Origin of the sequence: Amycolatopsis sp. NPDC049159, assembly GCF_040648295.1 — a bacterium.
Taxonomy (GTDB): Bacteria; Actinomycetota; Actinomycetes; order Mycobacteriales; family Pseudonocardiaceae; genus Amycolatopsis; species Amycolatopsis pretoriensis_A.
The window spans coordinates 16,868-40,319 of sequence record NZ_JBEZDL010000023.1 but is presented as its reverse complement, the minus strand read 5'-3'; the positions used below and the strand labels follow the sequence as shown (position 1 = coordinate 40,319).

Sequence of the window (23,452 nt, the reverse complement as noted above, 5' to 3'; positions counted from 1 at the left end):
CGTAACGATCTCGAACTCCGCCGCGACCACAAGCCGTACCTTCACCGGGCGCCGGCGGTCTGGCGGTGACGATGGGAGATGCCGCGTGACCTCCGATGGTTCAGCAGATCTCTCCGATGACAGCGTCCTGTACTTCGCCTACGGCAGCAACATGTCGTTCGACCAGCTGGCCAAGCGGTGCCCGTCGGCTCGGGAAGTCGGAAAGGCCCGGCTTCGCGACCATCGCCTGCGGTTCAGCCGGAAATCCCAGGTCACCGACACCGGCGTCGCCGACATCACCCCCGAACGCGGCTTCACGGTCATGGGTGTCGTTTATCGCGTACCGCGCGATGAGTGGCCGGCACTGCGCCGCAAGGAGGGCCTGGAGCTGTCGCCGCCCGCATACGCGGAGTCCGAGGTCGACGTGTTCTGCTTCGCGGACAAAACCTTGCGGCGAGCATCGACGTTCACGGTCGTCACGCCCGAGCCAATGGAGCAGGTTCCGTCGGCCGACTACCTGGACAACATGATCCGGCAAGTCGAAGAACGCGGACTTTGGCCCTACGCCATGTTCCTGAAGTGGATCGAGAAGCAAAGAAAAAACCGGCCGAACGAAGAGCTTCGCACCGGCCTGCTGCCGGCCGGGACCAGTGCTCGCCACAATTCACGCGGGCGCTGTATCGTACGGGCAAGTCCCCGCTCGGTTCCCGGCTACGCCAAAGGTTCACTGGTGAGCGTCACGTTCGACCGGAAGGTTTCGATCGCCTCACTCCACGTCTCACCCGAGATTCCCGAAGGACTGTGCGAGATTGACCAAAATCTGCGGCATGCACTCGGAATGGTGGGACAGAATTGCTACGGCTACACAGCTGATCTCCAGGTCCACCACAAAGCACGTCTCCAGTCGACCCTTGCCAGACCACGCAACCTCTGCCTGAAAGTGCGGCAGACCAACTGGATGGACAGCGAGAAGAGGATATGCATTCTCCATCCCTACTACATCTCGATGATCGGCGTAAACGAGGGCGACCACGTGGAAATAGAATGCTCGACACGACAGGGCAACACCGTTGTCGTCAAAACCCTTCGCATTCGCGCGTACTCCTCGAAATCCCACACCGGCCAGCAGCACGACTATCCCGCGATGGACCACATCTACCTAGATCTGGAGTGTCGCCGCGAACTCGGCCTGCCCGAGGACCGCAGCGATTTCCTCGACTGGCCTCTGACCGTCCGGCCGAGCGTGATTCACCTGCTGAGGCGAAGAGCGGTCATCTACGGGATCACCTTCTTCCTGGGCACAGCTTCATTGAGCAACCTGTTCTCCTTGTTCATACCGGCACTAACCGGGACGGGTCGCGGACTCGTGGCGATCCTGACGGCGATCGTCGCCACGATCACCGTTGCCGTCATGGATGTCCGGGTAAATGTCGGCTATTGACCGGACTCACACACGAGGGAGCAGACTTCGGATGGCCGGGATAAAGATCGAGAACCTGTTTTCGCCACCACGCACGGCCGACCGCGGAAACTTCGTCCGCCAAGTCGACCGCGCGGTCGCGGAGATCGGCGGCCAAACGATCTGGCATTCAACCGAATGGGTCCTCGAGATGCGTTTCAAGACGAACAGGAAGTTCGTCATCGGCTATACCTTTCCCTTGAACGATGCCGCGTCGGCGATGCTGGCCGAAGACAAGGTCGCCACCGCGTGCGTCTTGGCGGAATCCGGTGTCCCGTGCGTGCCACACGTCCTGATCCGGCCCGGCCCCGAGGGGCTGGAAAGGGTGTTCACCCGGTACGAACCGGGCCAGGAAGTCGAAGACTCCGTGCTCAAGCCGAACGACGGCTGCGGTGGTCACGACGTGTACCGGGTCCGGACCGCGGACGAACTCGAAGCCGCACTAGGCACGCTGTCCGGCAAGTACCGAGCTCTGGCACTTTCCCCGTACATCGCCATCCAAGACGAATACCGAACGGTGTTCCTCGACGGCGAGCTGCTGCTGGCCTATAGCAAAGAGCGCGCTTCCGATCACACCGGCAACGGATCCGGCACGCTCGAGTGGCGTCACAACCTAGGACTCGGGGCCGCGCCGAGGTTGTGCACGGGTAAACCTGAACTCGATCGACTCACCGACCTGGGCAGCCGGGCCATGAACGCGCTCGGTCTGCGGTTCGCGACCGTCGACATCGTCACCGACGGGGAACGCGACCTCGTGCTGGAAATCAACGGTGGCGTGGCCTTGGAACGGTTCAGCGCGGACAACGCGGCCTACTTCGCGCTCGCCGGTGACGTGTATCAGCAAGCCGTCATGGCCAGCTTCGTCCATTGAGGCGGGCGCGACACCACGTGGAGGTGACGCCCTCAGCCCAGCTCCTCCGGCAGCGGCAACGGCCGGTCCGGGTCCACTTCCACCCCGCCGGCCCTCAGCGTGTGGTCGAGCATCGCCCAGATCGTGCCCGTCAGCTGGTCCGTCAGCTGCGCCAAGCTCAGCGTGCCCGGGTGGTCGAGCCACCGGGTCGTCGCCGACTCGACGTAGCCGACCAGGCCGAACGCGATCGTGTCCGCCGGGGCCGGGTCGAGGCCGAACGCCGTCAGGTAGCCCGAGAACAGGCCGCTGAGGTGGCGGGCGATCGTGCCGCGGACGTCCGTCGTGCCCGGGCCGGTGCGCAGCAGGTAGCGGTGCAGGTGGACGTGTTCGGTGAGCCAGCGCAGGTGGGTCGAGATGACCGCCGAGATCATCTCGTTCGGCGAGCCCGACGGGTGCCACAGCGGGGCGAGCTCGGCCGTCACCAGCTCGGCTGCACGCTCGGCGATCGCGCGCTGGAGGTCGGCTGCGTCGGCGAAGTGGCGGTAGAGCCGGGTGCGGGCCACGCCGGCGCGCTCGGCGATCTGCTCCGTCGAGACCTCCGGGCCGTGCTCGGCGATGGCCGCCAGCGCCGCGTCGACGAACTCCGCGCGCCGCCGTTCCTGCTGGCCCGCCCAGCGCGCCGCCCGTCCGTCGACCTTGGTCACCCGGGAAGCCTACTCAAGTCCCGCGCGCCGGTGTACGCTCGCCGAAGTAACTAGTACATCGCGTACCCCCTACTTTCCGGAGGCCGCCATGGGCGTCGAGGCCCAGGACCGGGACGTCACCGCGGCTCGTCTGCTCAAGAGCTCCGCGAAGAACTCCTACGACCCCTACGTCGACATCGACTGGGCTGCGCCGCTCGCCGAGGGCAAGGCCTACATGCCGCTCGAGCGCGTCTCCCTCTACGGCACCGAGCTGTGGGCGAGGCTGACGCCGGAGCAGCGGATCGAGCTGTCCAAGCACGAGATCGCCAGCATCATGAGCGTCGGCCTGTGGTTCGAAATCGTCCTCATGCAGCTGCTCGCCCGGTACGTTTTCGACCTGGACGCGCGCAGCGAGCACGCGCAGTACGCGATGACCGAGATCGGCGACGAGACCCGGCACTCGGTGATGTTCGCCCGCACCGCCGAGCGGCTCGGCGTCCCGCGCTACGGCGTCCCGAAGGTGGTGCACCGCGCGGCCAAGGTGTTCGGCGCGACGGCGGCCGGCCCGTCGATGTTCGCCAGCGTGCTCGTCGCCGAGGAGACCACCGACCGGCTGCAGCGCTCGATGATGGACGACGACGGCATCCAGCCGCTGATCCGCTCGGTCAACCGCATCCACGTCGTCGAGGAGGCGCGGCACGTCCGCTTCGCCAAGGAAGAGGTGCTGCGGGAGACGCCGAAGCTGTCGAAGGCGAGCCTGCAGCGGCACCGGGTGCGGACCGCGCTCGTCGCGTTCGGCGTCATCGACAGCATGGTCGACCCGCGGATCTACCGCAGCGTCGGGATCGACCCGCGCGCGGGCCGGGCCGCCGCGCTCGCGAACCCGCACTTCCACGAAACGCGCCGCTGGATGGCCGAGAAGATCGTGCCGTTCCTGCGCGACGCGGGGCTGATCGGCGGCCGGTCGGAAGGCATCTGGCGGCGCGCGCATCTCGTTTGAGGCACTGACAGCGGAATTCCCTTCGCACCGATTGCCCGGTTCCGCCACGATGCCCGGGTGACCGCTGAGATCCCCGCCGCCCCGGCGCCGCTGCGGCGCTCGCCGTTCGCCCACCCCGTGTTCGCCGGCCTGATCGGGGTCATCGTCGGCGCGGTGCTGGTCGGCGTGCCGTGGCTGGCGCTGACCCTGCTCGGCGGGCCGAGCGGGCGCGCGCTGAGCGTGCCCTCGAGCCTGGGCGGGCTCGGCCGCACCCAGGACACGCTCGCGAAGTTCGACGTGGAGAAGAGCAAGGTCCAGGTCGCCCGCGTCGACAAAGCCGACCGGGAAACGGCCGCCCGGACGTCGGCGGCCTACGGCGGCGCGGGCGCGGTGGTGCAGCAGTACCAGGACGACCGGCTGGAACGCAGCTTCCAGCTGATCGCGGTGCGCGCGGGGTCGCCGGAACTGGTGGCGCCGTACGAGGACGCCGAGGAACTCGGCCTGGCCGCCCCGAGCACCGAACTGGTGCGCGTCGGCGCCGTGCAGTGCCTGGTCCACAACGACGCCGCGGCCGCGGGCTCGACGCCGGACCCCGACCGGTCGTTCGTCACCCACTGCCAGCGCAGCGGCCCGGACCTGACCGTCACGCTGCGCAGCATCTCGGCCGAGGGCAACCGCGACCCCCGCGAGCTGGCCGGGATCGTCGAAGAAGCCTGGAAGGAACTTTCGTGACGACCACCGTCCGGCCGGCCCGCGCCGGCGACGAAGCCGCGCTCGCCAAGATCGACGAGCGCACGTGGGACTCCACGGTGTCCCCCGCTCCCCCGCCGCCGCCCGGCACGCCGTTCTTCGACGAGGGCTCGCGGCCGGAGGACTTCCTCGTCGCCGAGCACGACGACGTCGTCGCCGGATACGTCCGGCTCGCCGAGGGGTTCGGCATCCCGGCCCACGCGCACGTGCTGGTGGTCGGCGGGCTCGCCGTCGACCCGGACCGCCAGGGCCTCGGCATCGCGGGACGGCTGGTGGACGCGGCCGCGGCGGAGGCGCGCCGGCGCGGGGCCCGCAAGCTGACGCTGCGCGTGCTGGGTCACAACGCCGCCGCCCGCCGGGTCTACGAGCGGTCCGGGTTCGTCGTGGAAGGCGTGCTGCGCGGGGAATTCCGCATCGACGGCACCGACGTCGACGACGTTCTCATGGCCCTTTCGCTCGCTTGACAGCTTCCCGGCGGCTTTGCCATCCTGGGTCCCGGGCCGAGAGGCGCTGCGACGGAACTCTTTCCGCCACGCTCGGCCCGCGACACGCATCCAAGGGCGCCTCCCGCGAGGGAGGTGCCTTTTTTGGTGTCACAGCCGTCCGTCGTCACCCCGGTGAGTCCTCCCGCGCGCTCCGCAACCAGCCTCAGGAAAGAGCTCGAGGAATGAGTGACAAACTCGCACGCCGCAACGGTCTCGACTTCGCCGTCGCCGACCTCTCCCTCGCCGAAACCGGCCGCACGCAGTTGCGCCTGGCCGAGCACGAGATGCCCGGCTTGATGGCGATCCGCCGCGAGTACGCCGCCAGCCAGCCGCTCAAGGGCGCGCGCGTCGCCGGGTCGCTGCACATGACGGTGCAGACCGCCGTGCTGATCGAGACACTGGTCGCGCTCGGCGCCGAGGTGCGCTGGGTGTCCTGCAACATCTTCTCCACCCAGGACGAGGCCGCCGCGGCCGTCGTCGTCGGCCCCGAGGGCACGGTCGACGCGCCGTCGGGCACCCCGGTGTTCGCGTGGAAGGGCGAGACGCTCGAAGAGTACTGGTGGTGCACCGACCAGCTCTTCGCCTTCGCCGGCGGGAAGGCCCCGAACATGATCCTCGACGACGGCGGCGACGCCACCCTGCTCGTGCACAAGGGCGTCGAGTTCGAAGCCGCGGGCGCCGTCCCGCAACCGTCCGAAGAGGACCCGGAGGAGTACCGGATCGTCCTGGAAACCCTCCGCGCGAGCCTGGCCGCCGACGGCGACCGCTTCACCCGGATGGCCAAGGAGATCCGCGGCGTCACCGAGGAGACGACCAACGGCGTCAAGCGGCTCTACAAGCTCGCCAAGGACGGCGAGCTGCTCTTCCCCGCGATGAACGTCAACGACTCCGTGACCAAGTCCAAGTTCGACAACAAGTACGGCATCCGGCACTCCCTTGTGGACGGTCTGAACCGGGCCACCGACGTGATGATCGGCGGCAAGCGCGTCGTCGTCTGCGGCTACGGCGACGTCGGCAAGGGCGCGGTCGAGGCGCTGCGCGGCCAGGGCGCCCGGGTCTCGGTCACCGAGATCGACCCGATCTGCGCGCTCCAGGCGTCGATGGACGGGCTCGACGTCGTCGAGCTCGACGACGTGGTCGCCACCGGGGACATCTTCATCACCACCACCGGCAACTTCGGCATCATCTCCGCGGACCAGATGAGCCGGATGAAGCACAACGCGATCGTCGCCAACGTCGGGCACTTCGACAACGAGATCGACATGGCCGGGCTGGCGAAGCTGCCGGGCATCGTCAAGAACGAGATCAAGCCACAGGTGCACGAGTGGACCTTCGCGGACGGCCACGCGATCATCGTGCTCTCCGAAGGCCGCCTGATGAACCTCGGCAACGCGACCGGCCACCCGTCGTTCGTGATGTCGAACTCGTTCACCAACCAGGCGATCGCGCAGATCGAGCTGTTCGCCAAGCCCGGCGAGTACACCACCGACGTCCACCGGCTGCCGAAGCACCTCGACGAGAAGGTGGCCCGCCTGCACCTCGACGCACTCGGTGTGAAACTCACCAAGCTCACGAAGGAGCAGGCGGAATACATCGGGGTCGACGTCGAAGGTCCGTACAAGCTCGATCACTACCGGTACTGATCCGAGATTGCTCCGTTTGACGCAGTTTGCCGAAGCGCGAAAGTGGCCATCCTCCCCGTGACAGCGCATCCGCCCGGCCGGCATGCCGGACGGAACCCATGCGAAGGAGTGTGTGTCAAAGTGATCGTTCTCGGTGTAATTCTCCTGATCATCGGGTTCATCGTGGGTATCCCGGTGCTTTACACCATCGGCATCATCCTCGCGGTGGCCGGCGTGGCACTGGCCATCCTGGGCGGCACCGGCCGCCGGATCGGTGGACGTGCGCACTGGTACTGATGAATGAACGGCCCGCGGCCTGGCGCGTCAGCAGCAATGCTGACCGCGCCAGGCCGTTCGGCCTTCTCACACCGCCACCACGGCGATCGCGAGCCCGACCGCCGGATCGGCCCACCACCAGCCGAACAGGGCGCTGAGCAGCAACCCCGCCAGCAGCACCGCGGAAAGGTAAGCGCAGAGCAAAGTCTGCCGCGAATCCGCGACCGCGCCGGCCGACCCCAGCTCCCGCTCGGCCCGGCGCTGCGCTGCGGACAGGGCGGGCATCGCGGCGAGCGAAACCGCCGCGAGCACGATTCCCGTGCGTGAGTTTCCGGGGCGGCACCGCCGAAGAATGTGCCGGCGGCCTCGACCATGACGTAACCCGCGGGCGCGAAAAACGACCGGGCGATCATTTCAGCGCCTGCCGTTCGCGCTTTTCCGGGTCCTCACCGGAAAACTGCCAGGAGACCGCGGCCGCGGAGGCGACTTCGATCAAGGAATCGAGCCCGAAGCCGATCAAAGCGCCCGAGGAAGCCGCGCTCCCGGCGGTCGAAGCGACGACCGCCTCGACGATGTTGTAGGTGATGGCCGCCGCCACGAGCCACCGGACCCGGCGCACCAGCACCGCCCGGCGGTCCGGCGCCACCGCGAGCGGCGCGCAGCACCCGCCGGCGCACGTCATGCCGGCTCGCCTTCGTCCCGCGGAGACGTTCGACCGGCTCAGCCCAAGTTCGGCCGCCAGCCGGCCCGGGTAGGCAGGACCGTCGAGCAGCGCCGCCAGGATCCGGCAGCGGGTCGGGTCGGACAGCGCGCGCCCGATCCGGGCGAGTGCCGCTTCCCGCGTCTCAAAATAAGGGGGTCCTCCGGCTCCGAGGGGGAGGGAGAGCCGAAGGACCCCGTTAGTGTTAGCACATCGCCAAGCCCGTGTACACAGCTGCATACACGATCGTGTTACCGCTTTGACACTGTCCTAACGCCACGAAGGCCTCCCCGGCCGGTGCGTGGCACCCGGCGGGAAGGCCTTCGCGGATCCTGGCGGGAGGCTCAGGAAGCTCGGCGCAGCAACGACTTCTCCGGCGCGGCGGCGCAGGCGCAGCCGCCGGGGGCCGGGCAGTCGACGATCAGCGCGTGCCGCACCCGATCGGGGTCCGCGCACGCGGTGTCGGTGCACTCGGCGAACCCGCGTTCCGGGTGCACCACCAGCGTGCCGTGGCAGTGGTCGATCCGGGCCTCACACGAAGCACACTCCATGAGTCCTTGGTACCACCGGGAAGCGGGCGGGCCCGGGACCGGGACGGCGTGTCGGCGCGACCACCCGTCCGGGGCTCACGCGGACTTCGGCGCCCGCTTCCGCGCGGCCGGCTTCTTCTTCGCCGCCGGCTTCGCGTCCTCATCGGACGCCTCCGAAGTGGACGCCTCCGAAGTGGACGTGTCCGAAGCGGACTCGCGCGACTTCTTCGCCGCGTCGACGCTGGCCTGCAGCGCCGCCATCAGGTCGACGACGTCCGCCTTCGCGGTGACCGCGGCGGGCTTGGTCGTCTCCTCCCCCGCGACCTTGGCCTCGATCATCTCCTCGAGGGCCTCGCGGTAGTGGTCGTGGTACTTCTCCGGCTCGAACACCGGCTCGGCCAGCGAGTCGATCAGCGAGCCGGCCATGGACAGCTCCTGCGGGCGGATCTGCGGCGGGTCGTCGCGCAGGAACGGGAAGTCGGGTTCGCGGACCTCGTCCGGCCACAGCATCGTCGTCATCACCAGCACGTCGGCGTGCACCCGCAGCACCGCCATGCTCTCCCGCTGCCGGACCGCGACCTTCGCGACGGCCACCTGGCTCGACTTGTGCAGCGCGTCCCGCAGCACGACGTACGGCTTCACCGCGTTCTTCTGCGGCTCCAGGTAGTAGGTCCGGTCGTACTGGATCGGGTCGATCGACTCCAGCGGCACGAACTCCAGGACGTCGATCGTGCGCTGCGAGGACAGCGGCAGCTCGGCCATCTCGGCGTCGGTGATCACGACCATCTCGCCGTCGGGCAGCTCGTAGCCCTTGGCGATCTCCGGGTACGGGACCTCGGCGCCGTCGATCGTGCAGAACCGCTTGTACTGGATGCGGCCGCCGTCGGCCTCGTGCACCTGGCGAAGCGAGACGTTCTTGTTCTCGGTGGCCGCGTACAGCTGGATCGGGATGCTGACCAGCCCGAACGACACCGAGCCCTTCCACATCGCCCGCATGCCACGTACCTCCGAGATCGTCTTCACGCTCGGTAGTTACCGTAGCCCGAATCGTCCCCCGGCGACAGTGCGACCTAGACCTCTGCCAGGTACTTCTCCCAGAGTGCGGGGTCCATGAACCAGTTCTGGAAGTCCGTGGGATCGGTGAACCCGTTGGCGAACCTGCGGGCCACGGCCGGATTCTGCCCCGCGACGCCGAGGATCTGGAGCACGTGCGGGGGCGGCGGAAGCAGCAGCGCGTTGGTCCATTCGGTGACGTGCCGGGCGTACTCCCAGTAGCGCTCGAACGTGGCGTCCATCCACTCCGCGTCGAACGGCCGGTCGCCGTGCTCGAGGATCGCGGTCAGGTAGGTCGCCGCGCAGTGGCTCGCGTTGTTCGAGCCCTGCCCGGTGATCGGATCGTTCGCCACGACGACGTCGGCCATGCCCAGCACCCGCGCCCCGCCCGGCAGGGTGCCGACCGGGTTGCGCACGACGGGCGTGTACCCGCCGGCCAGCGCCGCCTTGCCGTCGGTGAGTTCGGCGTCGCGGCAGCGCTCGTACTCCCACGGCACGAACTGCCGCATCAGGTCGAGCAGCCGCGTGAAGTGCTCGGCCGGTGCCGGGTGGTCGCCGAAGCAGTCCAACGGCCCGCCCGGGACGCCCTCGAAGAAGAGGATGTCGCAGTTCCCGCTCAGCGTGTACGCCGGGATCATGAACAGCTCGCCGACGCCGGGCACGATGTTGAACCGCACGGCCTGCTTGTCCGGGTGCTCCGGCCGCGGCCGCACGCCGTGGGCGTAGACCAGCGAGAGCGCGCGCATCGGCTTCGTGTACGGCGACCGCTCGGGCACGCGGTCGAACAGCTGGACCAGCTCGCCCTTGCCGGCCGAGACGATCACCAGGTCGTAGAGCCGGGACAGCGCGTCCAGTTCGGACGTCATCACGCCGTGGATGACGAGCTTGCCGCCGCGGTCCTCGAACAGCTCCAGCCAGCCCGCCATCTTCACGCGCTGGTCGACCGACTGCGCGTAGTGGTCGAGCTCGGCGAACCAGTCGAGCGCGCGGCCGCCGTCCGGCGCCGCCACCGACACGCCGAGACCCTCGACGCGGACGGTCTCGTCCTCCCACTGGTTCAGCCCGAGGTCCCGCTCGTGCTGCAGCGCGTCGTTGAACATGCACTGCGTCGACATCACCCGCCCGGCCCGGATCTCCTCCGGCGTCCGCGCGGACATCACCGTGACGTCGTAGTCCTTCGCCAGCAGCCCGAGGGCCAGCTGCAGCCCGGACTGGCCGGCGCCCACGATCAGGACTCTGCGCATGAAGCTCTTCTCTCCTCGTTCAGGCCTGCGGGACGCTGCCGGCCAGCTCGCGCGGGCCGGACAGCACGGCGAGGGACAGCGTGTGGCCGACCAGCTCGGTCAGGGTGGCGATGGTCGAAGCCCGGTCGCGGGCGTCGCAGGTGACCAGCGGGACGCTCGGGTCGAGGGCGAGCGCGTCCCGCACCTCGTCGAGGTCGTGCACCGGCATGCCCTCGAACTGGTTGACCGCGACCACGAACGGCAGCTCCGAGTCGTTCTCGAAGTAGTTGATCGCCGCGAACGACTCGTCGATCCGGCTGGTGTCGACGAGCACGACCGCGCCGAGCGCGCCGCGGCTCAGGTCGTCCCAGAGGAACCAGAACCGCGCCTGCCCCGGGGTGCCGAACAGGTACAGCAGCAGGTCCGGGCGCAGCGTGATCCGCCCGAAGTCCATCGCGACGGTCGTCGTCGACTTGCCGCCGGGCGGGATGTCGTCGACGCCTTCGCCGGCCTCGGTCATCCACGCCTCGTTGCTCATCGGCGGCACTTCCGACACCGCGCCGACGAACGTGGTCTTGCCGACACCGAAGCCCCCGGCGACGACGATCTTCGCGGAGATCGTCAGCAGATCGCCCTCAGGCGGGGAGCCGCTTGAGCCCATCAAGGATCCTCTCGAGCACGTTGGTGTCGTGGTGGTAGGCGTGCGCGGTGGGGTGGACGAACACCGCGCCCTGGGAGGCGAGGTCGCCGATCAGCACCCGCACCACGCCCAGCGGCAGGTCCAGCCCGACCGACAGCTCGGCGATCGAGGACCGCACGCGGGCGCGTTCGTAGAGCGAGCGCGACTCGGGCATCAGCGTGTCGCTCAGCGCCGGGTCGTACTGCGGGACCGAAACCAGCGTCTCCACCAGCAATTGGTGGCGGGTGCTGGTGCGGCCGCCGGTGAGCGCGTACGCCCGGATCCGGCGGCTGCGCCGCGGCAAGGCGGTGTCCTTCTCGGACACGGGGATCACATCCTCGGGCACGCCCATCACACCCGCGGCCGGCGCGCGGTGAGCACCTGGCGCAGTTCGGCGCGCACCTCGGGGGTGAGCGCGTGGCCGGCGTTGGTGATGAACTGGGTCATCTCGTAGGCGACCACCTTCATGTCCGCGTCGCCCGTGGTCAGCACCGCGAGCCCGGCACCGGAGCCGATGCCCATGAAGAGGAAGTAGCCGTGGGTGAGCCGGATGATGATCTGCTCGCAGGCGCCCTTCCCGAACAGCGCGGCGCTGTTGCCGGCCAGCGAGAGCAGGCCGCTGGCGATCGCGGCCAGCTGCTCGGCCTCGGCTTCGCCGACCGAGTCCGACGCGGTGAGCGGGAAGCCGTCGACGCTCATGATCAGCGCGTGGCTGACGCCGTGCACCTTGCGGACGAAGTCGTCGAGCAGCCAGGCGAAGTTCGCCGGTGCCGGGTGGGGGGCGCTCACGAGGCGGTTCCTCCGGGCGTTTCGTCCTGCTGGTGGTTTTCGGCGCGCGCGGCCCGCTCGCCGTCGGCGAAGGCGCCGAGGTCGGCGAGCAGCTGCTCGTGCCCGTTCGCCGCCGGTTCCGCGGCCGGGGGCGGCGGTGGCGGTTCGGGCGCGGCACCGCGGATGCTGCCGGGCACGCGCCGCGGCAGGCCGTTGGCGGTCGTGCCGCCGGTGGCCCGCTCGACCGGCCGCGGCCGGGGCGTGAGCTTGCGCGGCACCGGCGCGGGCTCCTCCCCCGGGAAGGCACCCGGGCGGCGGCGCGGCAGCCCGCCGGCCGCGACCGGCTCGCCGCCGGTCTTCGCCGGTTCGATCGTGACGGTCCGGGCGCCCGACCAGGCGTTGTCGGCGAGTTCGGTGACCACGCCGGTGGGCAGCAGCACGGTCGCGACCGTGCCGTGCGGGCTGCGCCGGTCCAGGCGGACGCTGACGTCGTGCCGCGCGGCGAGGCGGGCGACGACGGCGAGGCCCATGTGCCGCGCCGAGGCGTCGTCGAGGTCGCCGCCCGCGGCCAGCCGCCGGTTGAGGCCGTCGACGCGGTCGGCGGGGATGCCGATGCCCTCGTCCTCGATCCGGACGAGCACGCTGCCCTGCTCGGTCAGGTGCGCGCTGACGTGCACCGGCGAGCTGGGCGAAGACTGGTTGGCGGCGTTGTCGAGCAGCTCGGCGAGCACCCGGCCCAGGTCTTCGGCGGCGAAGCCGACGACCCCGAGGTTCACCACGCGGCCGATGGTGATCCGGGCGTAGTGGTCGATCGAGGACATCGCGGCGCGCACGAGGTCGAGCACCGAGGTCGCGCGGGCGGCGTCGTCGGCGGTGTCCTGCCCGGCCAGCACGCGCAGGTTCTCGGCGTTGCGCCGCAACCGCGTGGCGAGGTGGTCGAGCTGGTAGAGCTCGGCGAGGCGGTGGTGGTCCTCCTCCCCCGCTTCGAGTTCTTCGAGCCGCGCGAGGAGCTGGTCGAGCAGGTTGAGGTCACGCAGCGCGACACTGGCGCAGATCTCGGCCAGCACGCCCTCGTTCCGCGTGTCCTCGGGGGTGATCACCTCGGGCCGCGACAGCTCCGCGATGGCCGGCCCGGCCGCGGGCTCGTACCCGGGGTGCTTCGGCGGTGCGGTGAGGTACTGCGCGGCAGCGACCCGCGAACGGTCCAGCAGGACGCGTGATCGATCCAGGAGTTCCCGGGCCCGGCTCGCCATGTGGTCCCACTTCTTCCTTGCTCAGGTTCGGCAACGACAGCATCGCGCCGACCCCCGGGCGGCGATGCCGGACATGCAAGCAGAAAGGTTCGTCGGATGTCCACAGCGGGTCCCCGTCCGATCGCGGGGGGTGATCGGTTTTCGGCGCCGTCGCTGCTGGTGAGCGCAGCGGACTAGGCCATTCGGTTCATTTTTGCATCTTGCACCTGGCAACAGAGCGCACACGACGCCCGATACCGCAGGCACCGGGGCTCCTACCGCGAAATCCCAGGTCGCGCCCGATTAGTCCGAAAATTGCGGGCCACGCACTTTTTTGCGGGGCACGCAAGTTTTTCGCTACACTCCGTTCATGCCGTCGGACCCACCACCCCAGCTGACCCTGCGCGAGCGCAAGAAGCGCGAAGCACGCAAGGCACTCGCCCAAGCCGCGCTGCGGCTGACGCTGGACCGCGGCTTGGAGAACGTGAAGGTAGAGGACATCGCCACCGAGGTCGGCGTGTCACCCCGCACATTCAACAACTACTTCTCCAGCAAGGAGCAGGCGGTCTGCTCGGTCGTCGTCGACCGGCACGAGGGGATGCGCGAGGCCCTGCTCGCGCGGCCGGACGGCGAGCCGCTCTGGGATTCGGTCAAGTACGCGGTGCTCGAGCAATATTCGCGTGAGGGCGAGCCCGATCGCGCGTATGTTGCGCGTATCCGTGAGCTGATGGGACGGCTCATGCTGCGTGGCGAGTTCCTCAACGCCCACGCGGCCGTCGAGCGCGTCCTGGCCGAAACGATCGCGAAACGGGTGGGCGGTGTGGACCACCTGTTGTGCCGGCTGATGGCGGCCTCGGTGGAAAGCGCTGTCCGCGTCGCCTTCACCAACTGGTTCACCACCGAAGGCGAACCGTTCCTGCCGATCCTGGAACGGCTGCTCGACGAGCTTTCCGCGGGGATGCCCACCCTGACCGCCGGCACCGCTGCTCCGCAACCCGAACCGACCACCACCGCACTGGGGGAATCGTTGTGCTAGTCAAGCTCCTGCGCAGTCACCTGCGCCCGTACCGGAGCACCTTGTGGGTGATCGTGCTGCTGCAGCTCGTGCAGACGATCGCCATGCTCTACCTGCCGACGCTGAACGCCGACATCGTCGACAACGGCCTCATCAAGGGCGACATGGACTACATCCTGCGCGTCGGCGCGATGATGCTCGTCATCACGCTCGCGCAGATCGCCGGCTCGATCGGGGCGGTGTACTTCGGCGCCCGCACCGCGATGGCGGTCGGCCGCGACATCCGCTCCGGCGTCTTCCACCGGGTGCAGGACTTCTCGGCCCGCGAAGTCGGCCAGTTCGGCACGCCGTCGCTGATCACCCGCACCACCAACGACGTCCAGCAGATCCAGATGCTGGTGCTGATGACGCTCACCCTCATGGTGTCGGCGCCGATCATGTGCGTCGGCGGGATCATCCTCGCGCTGAACCTCGACGTCCCGCTCTCGTCGCTGCTGCTGGTCATCGTGCCGGTGCTGGCCGTCGCGGTCGGCACGATCATCGCCAAGATGCGCCCGGCGTTCCGGCTGATGCAGGAGCGCATCGACCGGATCAACCAGATCCTGCGCGAGCAGATCATGGGCATCCGCGTGATCCGCGCGTTCGTCCGGGACTCCCACGAGCGGGAGCGCTTCGACGTCGCCAACGACCAGCTGCTCACCGTGTCGCTGCGGGTCGGCAAGCTGATGGCGCTGATGTTCCCGATCGTCATGCTGGTGATGAACGCCTCCAGCGTCGCCGTGCTGTGGTTCGGCGGGCAGCGGATCGACTCCGGCAGCATGCAGATCGGCGCGATGACCGCGTTCCTGTCCTACCTGCTGCAGATCCTGATGGCCGTCATGATGGCCACGTTCATGTTCATGATGGTGCCGCGCGCCGAGGTCAGCGCCGAGCGGATCAGCGAGGTGCTCGACACCGAGTCGAGCGTCCGCCCGCCGGTGTCGCCGATCCGGCCCGGCGCGGTGCACGGGCACCTCGAGCTCGCGAACGTCGAATTCCGCTACCCCGGCGCGGAAAAGCCGGTGCTGTGCGACATCTCGCTGATCGGGCGGCCGGGTGAGACCACCGCGGTGATCGGCTCGACGGGGACCGGCAAGACCACGCTGCTCAACCTGATCCCGCGCCTGATGGACGCCACCCGCGGCACGGTGAAGGTGGACGGCGTCGACGTCCGCGACCTCGACCCGGCGGTGCTCGCCCGCGCGGTCGGGCTGGTGCCGCAGAAGCCGTACCTGTTCGCCGGCACGGTGGCGAGCAACCTGCGCTACGGCAACCCGGACGCGACCGACGAAGAGCTGTGGCACGCGCTGGAAGTGGCGCAGGGCAAGGACTTCGTCGAAGCGATGGAGGAGGGGCTCGAAGCGCCGATCGCCCAGGGCGGCACGAACGTCTCGGGCGGTCAGCGCCAGCGGCTCGCGATCGCGCGGATGCTGGTGCACAAGCCGGAGATCTACCTGTTCGACGACTCGTTCTCCGCGCTCGACTACGCGACCGACGCGGCCCTGCGCCGCGCGCTGGTGTCGGAAACGGCCGAGGCGACCGTCGTCATCGTGGCGCAGCGGGTCAGCACGATCCGCAACGCCGACCGGATCATCGTCCTCGACGAAGGCCGCGTCGTCGGCACCGGCACCCACCACGAACTCATGGACGGCAACGAAACCTACCGGGAGATCGTGCTGTCCCAGCTCACCGAACAGGAGGCGGCGTGAGCACCACGGAATCGCCCAAAGCCGCCGTGACCGAGGCCGGGGAACGGCCGACCGCCGAGCGGCACAAGAACACCGGTGCCGCGACGGTCGGGCCCGGCCGCTGGATGGCCGGCGGCGCGCCGCCGGAGAAGGCGCTCGACTTCAAGGGTTCGCTGAAGCGGCTGCTGCGGCTGCTGCGCCCGCAGCGGGCCGCGCTCATCGGCGTGCTCGTGCTCGGCGCGGCCAGCGTCACGCTCACCGTGATCGGGCCGAAGATCCTCGGCCAGGCCACCGACGCGATCCTGGCCGGCGTGCTCGGCAAGCAGGTGCCGCCCGGCGTCACCAAGGAGCAGGTCGTCGCCGGGCTGCGCGCCCGCGGCGACGGCACGCTCGCCGACATCTACAGCCGCGTCGACCTGGTGCCCGGCGTCGGCATCGACTTCGACAAGGTCGGGCAGATCCTGCTCACCGTGCTGGCGCTGTTCGTGATCTCGTCGTTCTTCGGGCTGATCCAGGCCCGGCTGACCACGACGCTGGTGCAGCAGGCGGTGTACCGGCTGCGCGAAGAGGTCGAGGCCAAGTTCTCGCGGCTGCCGCTGAAGTACTTCGACCGCCAGCCGCGCGGCGAGGTGCTTTCCCGCGTCACCAACGACATCGACAACCTGGCGATGTCGCTGCAGCAGACGCTGTCGCAGATCGTCTCGTCGCTGCTGACGGTGGTCGGCGTGCTGATCATGATGTTCCTGATCTCGCCGCTGCTGGCGCTGATCGCGCTGCTCACCGTGCCGCTGTCGGCGGTCGTGGCGGCGAAGATCGGGAAGCGGGCGCAGCCGAACTTCATCAAGCAGTGGTCGACGACCGGGAAGCTCAACGCGCACGTCGAGGAGATGTACACCGGGCACTCGCTGGTCAAGGTGTTCGGCCGCCGCGACGAGGCTGCCGCGGTCTTCGACAAGCAGAACGAAACGCTGTACGAGGCGAGCTTCCGGGCGCAGTTCATCTCCGGCATGATCCAGCCGGCGATGATGTTCATCGGCAACCTGAGCTACGTGCTGGTGGCGGTGATCGGCGCGCTGCGCGTCGCGTCGGGCAGCCTGACGCTCGGCGAGGTGCAGGCGTTCATCCAGTACTCGCGCCAGTTCAGCCAGCCGGTGACGCAGATCGCGAGCATGGCGAACCTGCTGCAGTCCGGCGTCGCCTCGGCCGAGCGGGTGTTCGCGCTGCTCGACGCCGAGGAGCAGGCCCCGGAGCCCGCTTCGCCGGAGCGGCCCGCCGAGATCCGCGGGCGCGTCGAGTTCCAGGACGTCTCGTTCCGCTACCTGCCGGAGAAGCCGCTGATCGACGACCTGTCGCTGACGGTCGAACCCGGCCAGACGGTCGCGATCGTCGGCCCGACCGGCGCGGGCAAGACGACGCTGGTCAACCTGCTCATGCGCTTCTACGAGCTGGACGGCGGGCGGATCACGCTCGACGGCGTCGACATCGCGAAGATGAACCGCGAGGAACTGCGCGACCAGACCGGCATGGTGCTGCAGGACGCGTGGCTGTTCGGCGGCACGATCGCGGAGAACATCGCCTACGGCGCGGACGACCCGAGCCACGAGGAGATCGTCGAAGCCGCGAAGGCGACGCACGTGGACCGCTTCGTCCGCACGCTGCCGGACGGGTACGAGACGGTGCTCGACGACGAAGGCGGCACGGTCAGCGCGGGCGAGAAGCAGCTGATCACGGTCGCACGGGCGTTCCTGGCCAAGCCGGTGATCCTGATCCTCGACGAAGCGACCAGCTCGGTCGACACCCGCACCGAGGTGCTGATCCAGCGGGCGATGAACTCGTTGCGGAGCGGCCGGACGAGCTTCGTGATCGCGCACCGGTTGTCGACGATCCGCGACGCCGACGTGATCCTGGTGATGGAGCACGGCCGGATCGTGGAGCAGGGCGACCACGAGACGCTGCTGCACAGCGGCGGCGCGTACGCGCGGCTGTACGCGGCCCAGTTCGCCGAAGCGATGGCCGAGACGGACTGAGACCGGGTTTTCGGAAGCCCTTCGCCCTCGGCGCGGGGCCTCCGCGGCTTTCCGCGGTCACCCGCGCTGGAAGCGCGGCCCGGCCGGGCGGCCTGCACTGTCATGAACGACCCTTTCACCTCGCCAGACGCGGTGAAAGGGTCGTTCATGACGTCCGCTCCCGGGAATCGTGGTCCGGCGTCGTGAACGAGTCGGCCATCCCAGGGCGGCCGGACGACGCTCACCGCGCCCGGTACCCTGGAAGCTCTTGCAGCGGAAGGGGTACCGGGGCGGCCATGGCCGACAGACTCGAGGAATACCGCGGCAAACGCGGCAAGGACCGCACCCCCGAACCCTGGCCGGACGGGCCGCCGGAGCCCGGGGGCGACGACCTCTTCGTCATCCAGGAGCACCACGCCACCCGGCTGCACTGGGACTTCCGGCTGGAGCGCGACGGCGTGCTCGTCTCCTGGGCCGTTCCGAAGGGCCTGCCGCTCTCCCCCGGCGTCTCGCGGCTCGCCGTGCACACCGAAGACCACCCCATGGAGTACCTCACCTTCGCGGGCGAGATCCCCGCCGGCGAGTACGGCGGCGGCCGGATGACCGTGTGGGACACCGGGAAGTACGAAACCCTGCACTGGAACGACCACAAGGTCGAGGTCGTCTTCCACGGCGCACGCGCGCGCGGCAAGTACCTGTTCCTCAACCGGCACGACGAGGACGACCGCGACTGGACGCTGCGGCGCCTCGACCCCGCCGAGCCCGGCCACGAAGACGCGCCCGAGTTCCTCGAGCCGATGACGGCGGTCCCCGGCGACCTGCCCGCGGACGACGACGAGTGGGCGTACGAATTCGCCTGGGGCGGCCTGCGGACGATGCTGCTGGTCAGCGGCGGCCGCGTCACCGCGCACGACGAAACCGGCGCCGACGTCACCGGGCGGTATCCCGAGCTGCACAAGCTCGGCGAGGAGTTCGGGTCGACGGAAGTGCTGCTGGACGGCGAAGTCGTCGTGGTCAAGGACGGCAAGCCGCACCCGGACGGGCTCGAAGAACGGCGCAAGGCCGACGGCGCCGCCGCCAAGCGGCTCAAGGCCCACTGCCCCGTCTTCTACTTCGCGGCCGACGTCCTGCACCTCGACGGCAAGCCGACCCTGGACCTGCCCTATACGAAACGCCGGGAACTCCTCGACGGGTTCGCCGTCGAAGACCGGCACTGGCAGGTGCCCCGCTACTTCGCCGGCGGCGGCGAGGCCGTGACCGGCGCGAGCCGGCAGCACGGCCTCCCCGGCGTCGTCGCGAAACGGGCCGACAGCCCCTACCGCCCCGGTGACGGCTCGGGCGACTGGCTGCTGATCAAGAACTGACGCGGCGGGCCGGCGCCAGTCCCGCGACGACGACCACGGCGCCGGCCACGACGTTGCCCACCAGGGCGCCGGTCGACGGCGGGGTTTCGCCGCCGTGGCAGAGCAGCCACGGCGAGACGGCGGCCCACGCGCCGAGGACCGGGACGACCCAGCCGATCAGGGCGAGCCGCCGGGTGGCCGTGCGGGCGATCGCCAGCGCGATCAGGACCAGGCCGACCAGGGTGTCGCTCAGCGCGAGCACGCCCGCGCCGCCGAAGCCGGCGATCCACGGGGCCAGCACCAGGTAGAGCCCGGCCAGCAGGACGAAGCCCGCCGCCGCGCCGATCAGCGCCGTGCGCGAGCGGGGAGCCGGGGTGCTGTGCGAAGTCATCTCCTCACCTCCACCCGCTCGGGTACCCGGCCGTCGCAGCCGGTAACCGGGGCCTGCCCGCCGCCCTCGGAACGGACAGGCCCCCGGACGTCAGCAGCCGCAGGTGTAGTACGTGATGTCCCAGTGGTTTCCTTCGTCGCAGTAGAGGTTGCCGGAGCCGGCCTTCCACTGCGGGTAGCCGTCGCCGCGCAGCCCGATGTAGCCGAAGCTGTTCTTGATGTAGGCGTCGATGCAGCTGTTGTGCGCGATGTCGACCTTGTAGCCGTTGTAGTGGCTGTAGGTACCCGACGCGTGGCCGACCTCGGTGCCGCCGGTGATGTTGATCGCGCAGCCGCTCGCCCGCTTCAGCGTGATCACGCCGCTGACCGTGCTCTGGTTGATCTGCTCGTACGACGTGCAGGTCGAGTTCGACCGCGTCGTGCAGCCCCCGCTGGACGAGTGCGTCACCCCGGCCGCGGACAGCTGCGACGCGGCCGCCGACTGGCTGAGCTTGGTCACCTCGACGCTCGCGGACGCGGTGCCGATGGTCGCGAACACGACCGTCGCCGCCGAAGCGACCAGCCCCAGTGCCGCCCGCGCCAGAATCCGTTGTCCCGGCATGCCGTTGCCTCCTCGATCCGACGATCCGTCGGCGGCAGCCAAATCGGGAGGCCCATAACTTCGCCAAACACCCGCCCGCGGGCGGGGCCGGTGCGGGCGTCAGGTCCTGATCTTCGTCAAGAGTTCACGGCTGCGGTCGCGGGCCGGGGATTCACCGCTCACGCTGGTCAGCTCCCCCAGCGCACGCAGCTCCCAGAGCGGGAACCCCAGCTCGCGGAACAGCCCGGCCGACCCGCGCAGGCACCGCGCCGCCTCGGCCGCGGCGTCTTCGGCCGCGTGCGTCCGGCCCAGGCTGAGCAGGGCGTACCCGGCGCCGCGGCGGTCACGCAGCTCCCGGAAGACGGCCATGGCGGCCAGCAGGTGCCGCCGCGCCCCCACCGGATCCCCCGCCCGGCGGCGGGCCTCGCCCAGGCTGCGGTGGGTGTAGGCGGCGGCGTGCCGGTGCCCGATCTGGTCGAACAGCGCCAGCGACCGCGTGAGGCACCGCTGCCCGTCGGCGAACTCCCCGGCGTCGGTGTGCAGGTCGCCGAGGCTGCGCAGGACGTGCGCCTCCCAGTGCCGCTCCCGCGTCCGGACGGCGCCGCCGAGCGCCCCGGTGAGCAGGTCGGCCGCCTGGTCGTGCCCACCGTGGCGGCGCAGGACGTCGGCGTAGCGCTTCGCGGCCTGGTCGTGCCAGCGGCTGTCGTCGCACTGGCGGGCCAGCAGCATGCTCACTTCGAAGCTCTCGACCGCGCCCCGCACGTCCCCGACGTCTTCGGCGAGCGACCCGAGCTGCGCCGCGGCGGCCGCCTGCCCGCGCCGGTCCCCGCAGTCCCGGAGCAGGGCGAGGGCTTCCCGCAACTCCGCTTCGGCGGCCCGCGGATCACCCCCGTCGAGGTGGACGTCGGCGAGCGCGGCCAGCGCGGTGCCGGTGCCGCGAGGGTCCTCCAGGGCCCGGTAGCGGTGCTCGGCCATGGCGAAGTAGTTCCGCGCCTGGCGGGCGTGGCCGTGCTGCCAGTGCACGGCCCCGAGGTTGTAGAGCTTCTCGGCTTCGGCCCGCGGATCCCGCCGCCGCCGGGCGGCGGCGAGCCCGAGCACGGTGACGGCCCGGGCGGCGCGGCCGAGCCACGGGGTGCCGGCGAGGGCGGTGCAGGCGTCGGCGAGCCGCTCGGTCAGGTCGTGCCAGCCGTGGGCGCCGGCGAGCCGGACGGCGGCCGCGAGGTGACTGGTTTCGGCGGCCGCCCAGGCCGCGGGATCGGCGGCGACCCGGCGCAGGACCGCGGGATCCGGCTTCGCCCCCGCCGCCGATGGCCGGCGCGCCGGACGTCCCAGCGCGTGCTCCGCCAGCGCCAGCGCGGTCTCGCACGCGCGGCGCAGGGCGGCCGGGTCGACCTCACCCGGCGGGCCCTCTGCCAGCACCAGCCGCACGAACGGCGGGATCGTCCCGGCCGCGTCCAGCAGGTGCGCCGCGGTCAGCTCGTCGAGGCGGTCGCGGGCTTCCGGTGTCGGGCGGTCGAGCAGGGCCGCCGCGGACCAATCCGGGACGGCGCCCTCGAACGCGGTCAGCAGCCTCAGCAAAGCGACGTCACCGGCGGGCCGCTCGCGCAGCGCCGATGTCACCGCAGCCCGGACGCTCAGGTCGCCCGCGGTCAGCTCGTCGAGGCGGCGCCGGTCGTCGGCGAGGCGGGCCGCGAGTTCGGCGATCGGCAGGTTCGGCCGGGCCGCCAGGCGCACCCCGGCGATCCGGACAGCCAGGGCAAGGCGGCCACACCGGGCGAGAAGTCGTTGCGCCGCTTCGGGTTCCGCGCGCAGCCGGGACTCCCCCGCGATCGCGGCCAGCAGCGCGTGAGCGTCCTCAGTGGACAGATCAGGCACCGGAACCGCGTGCGCGCCGCAGAGGCCGGGCAGCTCGCGGCGGGTCGTGACCAGCGTGGCGCAGCCCGGGCCGCTCGGCAGCAGGGCTCGCACCTGGGCCTCGGACGCGGCGTCTTCCAGCAGCACCAGCAGCCGCCGGTCGGCGGTGTAGCCGCGCCAGAGTCCCGGTAATCCCGTGCGGTCGGCCAGTTCCGACGGGGTCGCGCCGAGCAGGCGCAGGAAGCCGGAAAGCACCGCCGCGGGTTCGGCGGGGGTGCCGTCGGACCCGCGCAGGGACGCGGCCAGCTGGCCGTCGGGGAACCGGCGGCGGACCCGCCACGCGGCCTGGACCGCGAGCGCGGACTTGCCGGCCCCGGCGGCGCCGTGCAGCACGACCGGCGCCGGACCCCGCACCGCGCGCGTGACGTCGGCGAGTTCGGCCGCGCGGCCGGTGAAGTCGGGCACCGCGGGCGGGAGCTGGGCGGGCGGGCCCGGCGTCGTCCACTCGGTGCCGGCGATCCGGCGGTACACCGCGACGAGGTCCGCGCCCGGCCACACGCCCGCCTCTTCCCAGAGCGCCCGGCGCGTCCGGCGGAGCACCTCCAGGGCCGATTCGCGGCGCCCGACCGTGCCGAGCGCGGACGCGAGCCGGGCGGCGAAGCGCTCGTCGGCGGGCCGGGCCGCGACCACCGGGCCGAGCCGCTCGACCACCGACCGGCCGTCGCCGTCGGCGAGTTCCAGCTCGACCAGCTGCAGCAACGCCGCCGAGCGCCGGTCCTCCAGCCACAGCTTGTGCGCCTCCAGCAGCGGTCCGCCGGCGACGTCGGCGAACGCGTCGCCGCGCCAGCAGGCCAGGGCCCGCTCGAGGCCGCGGCGGCGCTGGGCGCGGTCGTCGGCACCCGCCGACAGCCACGTCAGGAACTCGTCCGCGTCCAGCTCCCCCGGCTCGACGCTCAGCGCGTACCCGCGCGGCCCGGACCGCAGCCGCTGCCCGGCCTCGGCGGCGCCGAGGCCGGGTGAGAGCGTCTTGCGCAGCTTGGACACGGTGACCTGCACGATCGCCGCGGCGCTCGACGGCGCGCCGTCCGGCCACAGCTCGTCGACCAGCGTGTCGCGGCCGACGAACTGTCCGGCGCGCGCGAGCAGCACGGCGAGCAGCCGCCGCGGCTGGGCCGCCGAGGGCAGCGGGACGGAGGCCGTCATCGGGCCGAGCACCTGGAACCGCACGGCTACAACACCCCACCCGCGAGATCACCTGATCGAGCGAGC

General features: G+C 70.5%; 22 protein-coding genes, 2 pseudogenes and 1 riboswitch. Of the genes and pseudogenes, 11 read left to right on the top strand and 13 right to left on the bottom strand.

Annotated elements, in window-relative coordinates; genetic code table 11:
- Window positions 1-85 precede the first annotated feature (85 nt).
- Both AB0B33_RS36180 and AB0B33_RS36175 read left to right on the top strand, forming a co-directional pair.
- On the top strand, window positions 86-1,420 hold the full coding sequence (locus AB0B33_RS36180; protein ID WP_360780325.1) for a gamma-glutamylcyclotransferase family protein: 1,335 nt from the start codon (window positions 86-88) through the stop codon (window positions 1,418-1,420).
- 31 nt (window positions 1,421-1,451) lie between these two features.
- Window positions 1,452-2,309: a hypothetical protein gene (locus AB0B33_RS36175; RefSeq protein WP_360780321.1), complete on the top strand. Its 858-nt coding sequence runs from the start codon at window positions 1,452-1,454 to the stop codon at window positions 2,307-2,309.
- A gap of 32 nt (window positions 2,310-2,341) precedes the next feature.
- Here the strand turns inward: AB0B33_RS36175 and AB0B33_RS36170 are convergent, their stop codons facing one another.
- Complete coding sequence (locus tag AB0B33_RS36170) at window positions 2,342-2,992, bottom strand: TetR/AcrR family transcriptional regulator (RefSeq protein WP_360780318.1); 651 nt, start codon at window positions 2,990-2,992, stop codon at window positions 2,342-2,344.
- 88 nt (window positions 2,993-3,080) lie between these two features.
- Here AB0B33_RS36170 and AB0B33_RS36165 point away from each other — a divergent pair, with 88 nt between their 5' ends.
- The 5 genes from AB0B33_RS36165 (at window position 3,081) to AB0B33_RS36145 (ending at window position 7,104) form a co-directional block, all read left to right on the top strand.
- The gene (locus tag AB0B33_RS36165; protein WP_360780315.1) at window positions 3,081-3,971 is read left to right on the top strand and encodes a diiron oxygenase; all 891 of its coding nucleotides are present in this window, start codon (window positions 3,081-3,083) and stop codon (window positions 3,969-3,971) included.
- Between the two features lie 57 nt (window positions 3,972-4,028).
- Entirely contained in the window at window positions 4,029-4,682 is a 654-nt protein-coding gene (locus AB0B33_RS36160) for a hypothetical protein (RefSeq protein WP_360780313.1), read from the top strand.
- Complete coding sequence (locus AB0B33_RS36155) at window positions 4,679-5,164, top strand: GNAT family N-acetyltransferase (protein ID WP_360780311.1); 486 nt, start codon at window positions 4,679-4,681, stop codon at window positions 5,162-5,164. Before AB0B33_RS36160 ends, AB0B33_RS36155 begins: the two co-directional genes overlap by 4 nt.
- A gap of 32 nt (window positions 5,165-5,196) precedes the next feature.
- Window positions 5,197-5,273: riboswitch (S-adenosyl-L-homocysteine riboswitch) on the top strand.
- A 94-nt stretch (window positions 5,274-5,367) separates the two neighbouring features.
- Window positions 5,368-6,828, top strand: a complete 1,461-nt coding sequence (gene ahcY / locus AB0B33_RS36150; protein ID WP_360780308.1) for an adenosylhomocysteinase — start codon at window positions 5,368-5,370, stop codon at window positions 6,826-6,828.
- A 120-nt stretch (window positions 6,829-6,948) separates the two neighbouring features.
- Complete coding sequence (locus tag AB0B33_RS36145; protein WP_086678182.1) at window positions 6,949-7,104, top strand: hypothetical protein; 156 nt, start codon at window positions 6,949-6,951, stop codon at window positions 7,102-7,104.
- Window positions 7,105-7,170: 66 nt separating this feature from the next.
- On the opposite strand, the pseudogene AB0B33_RS36140 reads toward AB0B33_RS36145, so the two are convergent.
- From AB0B33_RS36140 to AB0B33_RS36100, 9 genes and pseudogenes are all read right to left on the bottom strand, one after another.
- A pseudogene (locus AB0B33_RS36140) lies at window positions 7,171-7,765 on the bottom strand (cation transporter).
- A gap of 21 nt (window positions 7,766-7,786) precedes the next feature.
- Window positions 7,787-7,903: pseudogene (locus AB0B33_RS36135) on the bottom strand (winged helix-turn-helix domain-containing protein); the annotation flags it as partial.
- Window positions 7,904-8,127: 224 nt separating this feature from the next.
- A complete protein-coding gene (locus AB0B33_RS36130; protein WP_360780305.1) occupies window positions 8,128-8,334 on the bottom strand; it encodes a hypothetical protein in 207 nt (68 codons plus the stop codon).
- Window positions 8,335-8,409: 75 nt separating this feature from the next.
- Window positions 8,410-9,309 (bottom strand): Ku protein, encoded by a 900-nt coding sequence (locus AB0B33_RS36125; protein ID WP_360780661.1) that lies wholly within the window; start codon window positions 9,307-9,309, stop codon window positions 8,410-8,412.
- 74 nt (window positions 9,310-9,383) lie between these two features.
- Window positions 9,384-10,610 carry a styrene monooxygenase/indole monooxygenase family protein gene (locus AB0B33_RS36120; RefSeq protein WP_360780302.1) on the bottom strand — a complete coding sequence of 409 codons (1,227 nt, stop codon included), beginning with the start codon at window positions 10,608-10,610 and terminating at the stop codon, window positions 9,384-9,386.
- A 19-nt stretch (window positions 10,611-10,629) separates the two neighbouring features.
- Window positions 10,630-11,250: an ATP/GTP-binding protein gene (locus AB0B33_RS36115; RefSeq protein WP_247023893.1), complete on the bottom strand. Its 621-nt coding sequence runs from the start codon at window positions 11,248-11,250 to the stop codon at window positions 10,630-10,632.
- Window positions 11,225-11,620, bottom strand: a complete 396-nt coding sequence (locus AB0B33_RS36110; RefSeq protein WP_360780300.1) for a DUF742 domain-containing protein — start codon at window positions 11,618-11,620, stop codon at window positions 11,225-11,227. Before AB0B33_RS36110 ends, AB0B33_RS36115 begins: the two co-directional genes overlap by 26 nt.
- On the bottom strand, window positions 11,620-12,057 hold the full coding sequence (locus AB0B33_RS36105) for a roadblock/LC7 domain-containing protein (RefSeq protein WP_086856585.1): 438 nt from the start codon (window positions 12,055-12,057) through the stop codon (window positions 11,620-11,622). The genes AB0B33_RS36110 and AB0B33_RS36105 overlap by 1 nt, the downstream gene beginning before the upstream one ends.
- Window positions 12,054-13,289 carry an ATP-binding protein gene (locus AB0B33_RS36100; RefSeq protein ID WP_360780296.1) on the bottom strand — a complete coding sequence of 412 codons (1,236 nt, stop codon included), beginning with the start codon at window positions 13,287-13,289 and terminating at the stop codon, window positions 12,054-12,056. The genes AB0B33_RS36105 and AB0B33_RS36100 overlap by 4 nt, the downstream gene beginning before the upstream one ends.
- 349 nt (window positions 13,290-13,638) lie before the next feature.
- Here AB0B33_RS36100 and AB0B33_RS36095 point away from each other — a divergent pair, with 349 nt between their 5' ends.
- The 4 genes from AB0B33_RS36095 (at window position 13,639) to AB0B33_RS36080 (ending at window position 19,380) form a co-directional block, all read left to right on the top strand.
- Window positions 13,639-14,304, top strand: coding sequence for a TetR/AcrR family transcriptional regulator (locus tag AB0B33_RS36095; protein ID WP_247023896.1), 666 nt, complete (start codon window positions 13,639-13,641; stop codon window positions 14,302-14,304).
- Entirely contained in the window at window positions 14,298-16,031 is a 1,734-nt protein-coding gene (locus tag AB0B33_RS36090; RefSeq protein WP_360780292.1) for an ABC transporter ATP-binding protein, read from the top strand. Before AB0B33_RS36095 ends, AB0B33_RS36090 begins: the two co-directional genes overlap by 7 nt.
- Window positions 16,028-18,037 carry an ABC transporter ATP-binding protein gene (locus tag AB0B33_RS36085; RefSeq protein ID WP_360780289.1) on the top strand — a complete coding sequence of 670 codons (2,010 nt, stop codon included), beginning with the start codon at window positions 16,028-16,030 and terminating at the stop codon, window positions 18,035-18,037. The genes AB0B33_RS36090 and AB0B33_RS36085 overlap by 4 nt, the downstream gene beginning before the upstream one ends.
- 275 nt (window positions 18,038-18,312) lie before the next feature.
- Window positions 18,313-19,380: a DNA polymerase ligase N-terminal domain-containing protein gene (locus AB0B33_RS36080; protein ID WP_360780286.1), complete on the top strand. Its 1,068-nt coding sequence runs from the start codon at window positions 18,313-18,315 to the stop codon at window positions 19,378-19,380.
- Here the strand turns inward: AB0B33_RS36080 and AB0B33_RS36075 are convergent.
- From AB0B33_RS36075 to AB0B33_RS36065, 3 genes are all read right to left on the bottom strand, one after another.
- Complete coding sequence (locus AB0B33_RS36075) at window positions 19,370-19,750, bottom strand: SPW repeat protein (protein ID WP_360780282.1); 381 nt, start codon at window positions 19,748-19,750, stop codon at window positions 19,370-19,372. The genes AB0B33_RS36080 and AB0B33_RS36075 overlap by 11 nt on opposite strands.
- 90 nt (window positions 19,751-19,840) lie before the next feature.
- Window positions 19,841-20,350, bottom strand: a complete 510-nt coding sequence (locus AB0B33_RS36070) for a hypothetical protein (protein WP_247023900.1) — start codon at window positions 20,348-20,350, stop codon at window positions 19,841-19,843.
- A 99-nt stretch (window positions 20,351-20,449) separates the two neighbouring features.
- Complete coding sequence (locus AB0B33_RS36065) at window positions 20,450-23,410, bottom strand: BTAD domain-containing putative transcriptional regulator (RefSeq protein WP_360780278.1); 2,961 nt, start codon at window positions 23,408-23,410, stop codon at window positions 20,450-20,452.
- Window positions 23,411-23,452: the final 42 nt, after the last annotated feature.